Origin of the sequence: Sporomusa acidovorans (assembly GCF_900101845.1) — a bacterium.
Taxonomy (GTDB): Bacteria; Bacillota; Negativicutes; order Sporomusales; family Sporomusaceae; genus Sporomusa; species Sporomusa acidovorans.
In genome coordinates this window covers 24,422-31,034 of sequence record NZ_FNAM01000056.1, presented here as the reverse complement: position 1 = coordinate 31,034, position 6,613 = coordinate 24,422, and the positions used below count along the sequence as shown (strand labels likewise).

Here is a 6,613-nt window from a genome sequence, read left to right as displayed (position 1 = left end):
CAGCCGTTGTTTTTCCTTTGCCGTCACCGGTAATGACCATTACCAGGCCGCGCTTCGCAGCGGTCATCTTTTCTGATTGCAGAAAACTTCACCCCGCTTCATTCTAATCCAACAAATTCATATTTGCTATTCGTCACTTACCCACAACAGGCTCACGGTTTACCAAATGATAAATGCAAAACCGCCCCGCTCCCCTCATTAATTTTTTTAATACTGTGCGGCCAACTGTTTATATGTTGCCAGTCTATCCTTAGCATCTTTTTCCGCTTTATCAAACAACTTCTGTGCAGTATCGGGGAATTGCCTGAGCAGCGCCGAATAGCGTACTTCACTCTTAATGAATTCTTGGAAACTTGCACTAGGATCAGCCGAATCCAGATTAAATGGATTTTTACCGGTTTCCTTCAGTTGAGGATTATAGCGATACAATGCCCAATACCCGGCTTCTACTGCCTTGCGAGCCTGGGCCTGACTTTTGCCCATGCCACCACGGATACCATGATTGGCACAAGGTGAATAGGCAATAATAAGTGATGGACCAGGATACGCCTCTGCTTCAGAAATAGCTTTTAGGGTTTGACTCTTATCGGCGCCCATGGCAATCTGAGCCACATATACATACCCGTATGACATTGCCATCATGCCCAAATCTTTCTTACGTGTTTTCTTGCCACTAGCAGCAAATTGTGCAATCGCAGCAGTCGGCGTAGCTTTGGATGATTGTCCGCCTGTATTAGAATAAACTTCGGTATCAAATACAAGCACATTGATATCTTCACCTGAGGCCAACACATGGTCAAGGCCCCCATAACCGATATCATAAGCCCAGCCGTCACCGCCAAAAATCCATTGGGAACGTTTTACCAGAAAATCCCTTTGGTCATAAATTGCTTGTAAAAGAGCATCCCGGTTTTGTTCAACTTCTAGCGCCGCAATTAAACGGTCAGCTCGCTCCCTTGTACCTTCTCCTTCATCTATATGCGCTAGCCATTCCTCCATAGCGGCTTTTAGACTTTCGCTGAGATCATTTTGCAAAGCTGCCTTCACTTTGCCCGCCAATGTCCTTCTAATCTGCGCAACACCGACATGCATGCCAAATCCATATTCGGCGTTATCTTCAAATAGGGAGAATCCCCAGGCCGGACCACAACCACGTTCGTTGGTTGTATAAGATATGGACGGAGCGCTGGCACTCCACACTGTCGAACAGCCAGCAGCGTTGGAAATCATCATTCTATCCCCCACCAACTGGGTAATTAATTTGGCATACGGCGTTTCACCGCAACCTGCGCAAGCACCCGAAAACTCAATTAATGGTTTAGCGAACTGACTATTTTTCACAGTCATACGCTGGTTGGCAGGAAGCGGCTTAGTAGAAATGGTACCGGCAAAATCCCATACTTTTTCACATAAAGGACGTTGTTTGGCGAGTGGTTCCATTGCCAGTCCTTTTTCTTTTACCGGACAAATATCAACGCAATTCCCACAGCCAGTACAATCAAGAGCTGAAATAGCTAGATGAAAATTCAAACCCGGCATTCCTTTTGCCGGTTTAACAACAAATCCTTCTGGCGCATTCTTTAGCTCAGCATCTGTTGCCAACGTCGGCCTGATAACAGCATGTGGGCAAACATATGAACATTGGTTACACTGAATACATTGATCAGCCTGCCATACAGGTACTTGGATGGCAATACCGCGTTTTTCCCAAACCGTTACCCCAAGCGGGAAAGTGCCATCTTCTCTGCCATTAAAACTACTAACTGGCAGTTTATCGCCTTCCTGGCGGTTCATAGGAATCATAATTTGCTCAATAAATTGCGGTAATTGTTTCTTGTCAGTAACCTTATCGGTTGCATTTTTCCATTCCGCAGGTACTTCAATCCGTACAATTCCTTTAATGCCTCGTTCAATAGCAGCAAAGTTCATATCAATAACATTTTGACCTTTTTTACCGTAGGAATGGGTAACCGCATCCTTAAGGTATTTAACAGCATCCTCTAAGGGAATTATTTCTGCCAATTTGAAGAAGGCAGATTGCATAATCATATTAATCCGTCCACCCAGACCAAGTTCACGCCCAATTCCTACGGCATTAATCGTATAAAATTCAATATTATTTGTAGCAATATAACGCTTCATGGCGGCGGGAATATTTTCTTCAATCTCCTCTTTACTCCACAAACAGTTCAGAAGAAATTTTCCACCTGGCTTCAATCCGGCCAGCACATCGTATTGCTCTACATATGTCTGATTATGGCAAGCTACAAAGTCGGCTTTCGTAATAAGATAAGTTGACTTGATCGGCCGTTTGCCAAACCTTAAGTGAGATATTGTCAAACCGCCTGACTTTTTGGAGTCGTAGGCAAAATAAGCTTGCGCATACATATCGGTGTGATCACCAATAATTTTAATAGCATTCTTATTGGCACCTACAGTCCCGTCAGATCCCAACCCCCAGAACTTACAGCACGTAGTTCCTCTCGGTGTAGTATCAATATCTATAGTGTACTCGGGCAGAGATGTAAATGTAACATCATCAATAATGCTAACCGTGAAACCATTCCGCGGAGCATCAAGTTTTAGATTTTCAAACACAGCGGCAACATGTGCCGGCGTAAAATCCTTTGACCCCAAGCCATAGCGGCCGCCAACAATAACAGGTGCATCCGCTTCACCAAAAAAAGCATTTTTAATATCTAAGTATAAGGGATCACCAGCTGCTCCCGGTTCTTTAGTGCGGTCAAGAACAGCAATCTTTTTAACGCTTGACGGAATTGCTTTGAGGAAATGTTCAATTGAAAATGGACGATACAAATGAACACTAAGTAAACCGACTTTTTCCCCACGGGAATTTAAATAATCAATGGTTTCCTGTATGGCTTCACAGCCTGACCCCATAGCGATTATAACCCTATCGGCATCAGGCGCTCCAAAGTAATTGAAAAGCTGATAATTTCGTCCGGTAAGTTTATTTATTTCATGCATATAGTTTTCAACAATCTCGGGAATCTTTTGATAAAACTTATTAACTGCTTCACGGCCTTGGAAATAAATATCCGGGTTTTGTGTCGTACCGCGAACTACGGGATGATCAGGATTAAGTGCATTACTCCGGAACTGTTTAACAGCTTCCATATCCAGAAGATCGGCTAATTCATCGTATTCCAATACCTCAACCTTTTGGACTTCATGGGAAGTACGGAACCCATCAAAGAAGTGCATAAAGGGTATACGCCCCTTGATAGCTGATAAATGTGCGACTGCTGCCAAATCCATAGCTTCTTGAACACTGTTGGATGCCAGCATGGCAAATCCTGTTTGCCGGCAAGCCATAACATCCTGGTGGTCACCAAAAATGCTAAGCGCATTAGCCGCCAAGGCCCGTGCGCTTACATGAAACACAGCAGGCAGCAATTCACCGGCAATCTTATACATATTAGGAATCATTAACAGTAAACCTTGCGATGCCGTATAGGTAGTTGCTAGCGCGCCAGCTTGTAAACACCCATGTAAAGTTCCGGCAGCACCACCTTCAGATTGCATTTCAACAACCCTAACAGGTTGACCAAACAGATTTTTTTTCCCCTGCGCTGACCAATCATCTACCACTTCTGCCATCGGCGAAGAGGGTGTTATTGGATAAATAGCTGCCGTATCTGTAAAAGCGTATGACACATACGCGGCAGCGGTATTGCCATCTATTGTTTTCATCCTGCGTTTTGACATTTTTTACCTCTCCTCATTCACGAACTCATTGATTTAAATGTTTTTTAAATCTATAAACCAAATATTATACGTGCTCTGCTGCTCTATTCCTTTCTGACACGCAGTTCCGGCTTTATAGGTAACACATGTTAAACATTACAATTGGTCCCGTCAGGGACAGTTCACGCTGTCTTAGTAAACAGTCCCCCTGACGCTCCATCAACTAATCTTTAATTTGAGCAATCGCCTTTGCAAGCTGCTTTTTGCCTTCGAGATTTCCCTGACGTGAAATCATAATCCGTTGAGCTTGCGGTGAACCGGCGCCATGCATGGATTCTGTCCGGTAACCAACAGCAGCAGTACCTAACGTAATATTTTCAATCAGACGCAGAATGCGCATCCGGTTTTCCGTAGATACTGAAGCTACGCCACGGAAGTATTTATCAACAACTTTGCCAATTTCCGGGTGGCACAGGTCTTTTTCAGAAGGCATGGTTACCATCAGGCCACCGGCAATATCCTCTGCCAGGCGGGCAATTTCATAAGGGAAGCGAGTTATGTTCTGTTTGCAGACATTAGCCAGCAGTAAATTGATGAGGTAATTACCGCAAGCAGTTTTATGCCCTTCAGCCGAACAAGCAATACCACACGCATATAAGGTTTCATTCAAATGAGTCATTTCAATTAGCTTGTCTTTAATATGCGATGCCTTAGCTACGCCATTAAACTCGGCCGCTACTGCAGCGGCACCGATCAACACATCACCAACACCTACTTTGCAGCCGCCATAGCTTTGCCGGTGGTAACCGGCAAAACGTTCTACTAACATACCGCTAAATTCGTACTCGCCGCACATGAAAACATTTTCCCAGGGAATAAATACATGATCAAATACCATAAGTGCTTCATGACCGCCGAATTGCTTGTTACCGACGTCAATATCGCCGTCTTCCAACTTACGAGTATCACAAGACTGACGTCCATAGATGTAATAAATGCCTTCAGCGTCTGCCGGCGCACAGAAAGATAATGCATAATCGGTATCGTCTTTTGTCATAGCAATCGTTGGCATTACTAGAATCCAGTGAGAATTGATAGCACCTGTTTGATGGGCTTTAGCACCACTAACAACAATTCCGTCTTCTCTTTTTTCGACAACATGCACAAATAAATCAGGATCTGCTTGTTTGCTTGGCGCTAAACCGCGGTCACCCTTAGGGTCAGTCATCGCACCGTCTACTGTCCAGTCCTCTTCCTGCATTTTTAATAAAAACTTGTTAAACCGTTCATGATACTTAGTGCCTAACTTTTGATCTATTTCGAAGGTAGTGCTCGCTACTGCATTAATACCGTCCATACCTACACAGCGTTGGAAGCAGGCAGCTGTTCTTTGACCCAGCAAACGCTGCATTTTTATTTTTCTTACAAGATCATCAGTACTTTGATGAAGATGGCAGAAACGGTTGACCTTCTTGCCGGTAAGATGAGAAGTAGCCGTCATAAGGTCGGCATATTGAGTATCCTCTGCCAATTTATACGTCATTTTTACTGAATTCATGGATGGTCTGATAATCGGATGGTCAACCGGATTTTTTACCAGTTCCCCCTGCAGATACACCTTGAAGTTCATTTTTCGCAGACTTTCCTCGTATTGTTCTCCAGTCATCATTGTCATGTTTCCTCCTTTTCCTGCTTTGCCTAGTTAGCTTTCAATTTTCGAACTTCGTCTGTCAATATCGGCAAAAATTCCAGAACATCACCGACAATTCCATAATCCGCTATTTTAAAAATCGGTGCATCCGGGTCTTTGTTAATAGCAATAATAATATCCGCTGAGCTCATACCAGCTAAATGCTGGATAGCTCCGGAAATGCCACAAGCTATATAAATTTTGGGACTTACAGTTTTCCCGGTTTGCCCTACTTGCTGTAATGACGAAATCCACTCTGAATCTACTATCGGACGTGAAGCACCGACTACACCGCCTAATGCCTGAGCCAATTCTTCTGCTAATTTAAGATTTTCCCGTTTGCCAATACCGCGCCCGCAACCCACAATAATTTCGGCTTCCTCAATATTACAAGCATTATCACCAATCTTTAATATCTCAATCAATTTGGTTCGAATCGCAGTTCGCGAAACTTCCGGGCATGCACGCACAATTTCACCGGTTCGTGTTTCGTCAGGCTCAGCCGGTTTAAATACTTTACCGCGAACTGTCCCCATCTGCGGCCGCTGATCCGGGCAAAAAATCGTAGCCATAATATTGCCGCCAAACGCAGGCCGGGTCCAAGCAACCAGTTTGGTTTCCGGGTCAATTCCCAGGTTCGTACAATCCGCACATAAACCTGTTCCCATTTTGCTTGCAATTCGCGGTCCCAGCTCCCTCCCGTCGTTGGTGGCACCAAGCAACAGGACATTGGGCTTATGTTCATTTATCATTTGCGTTAATGCCAAAGTATAATTGTCGTTATTATAGGTAGCGTATTCCTTATCATCCACCAGATAAACCCGGTCTGCACCGCTGGCAATAGCTTTACTAGCTAATGATTCTACATTATGACCAATAATAACCGCGGCCAGTTCCTCACCCAGTTCGTCAGCCAAATTCCGGCCAGGCGCCAATAGTTCCAGACCGACACGGCGTAAATTTCCTTCGAATTGTTCTAAGTACACCCAGACACCTTTATACATACCTGCATCGACTTTTTCTCTTTGTACATTATTGGCGTCTTTCTGAACAATGGCTTCTTCCGGGCATGATCTGACACAAGCGCCGCAGGCTGTACAATTTACAGCATTAATAGCGGCTTTTCCTTCATTTGCTTCAATTGCTCCAAATGGGCAGGCGGTTGTACAAGTACCGCAACCAATGCATTTTTCTTGTTGTATAGTAACCGACATA

General features: G+C 44.2%; 3 protein-coding genes. All 3 read right to left on the bottom strand.

The genetic code is table 11. From position 1 onward, the window contains the following. Window positions 1–207: 207 nt before the first annotated feature. Window positions 208–3,729, bottom strand: a complete 3,522-nt coding sequence (nifJ, locus tag BLR65_RS25015; protein ID WP_093796973.1) for a pyruvate:ferredoxin (flavodoxin) oxidoreductase — start codon at window positions 3,727–3,729, stop codon at window positions 208–210. Window positions 3,730–3,931: 202 nt separating this feature from the next. Beyond that, window positions 3,932–5,377, bottom strand: a complete 1,446-nt coding sequence (locus tag BLR65_RS25010; protein WP_281241584.1) for a 4-hydroxyphenylacetate 3-hydroxylase family protein — start codon at window positions 5,375–5,377, stop codon at window positions 3,932–3,934. A gap of 29 nt (window positions 5,378–5,406) precedes the next feature. Further along, the gene (locus BLR65_RS25005; RefSeq protein WP_093796969.1) at window positions 5,407–6,612 is read right to left on the bottom strand and encodes an FAD-binding protein; all 1,206 of its coding nucleotides are present in this window, start codon (window positions 6,610–6,612) and stop codon (window positions 5,407–5,409) included. Window position 6,613 lies beyond the last annotated feature (1 nt).

Coding starts and splice junctions, on each gene's coding strand:
- nifJ (WP_093796973.1), bottom strand. CDS start 3,729: ATGTCAAAACGCAGGATGAAAACAATAGATGGCAATACCGCTGCCGCG.
- BLR65_RS25010 (WP_281241584.1), bottom strand. CDS start 5,377: ATGATGACTGGAGAACAATACGAGGAAAGTCTGCGAAAAATGAACTTC.
- BLR65_RS25005 (WP_093796969.1), bottom strand. CDS start 6,612: ATGTCGGTTACTATACAACAAGAAAAATGCATTGGTTGCGGTACTTGT.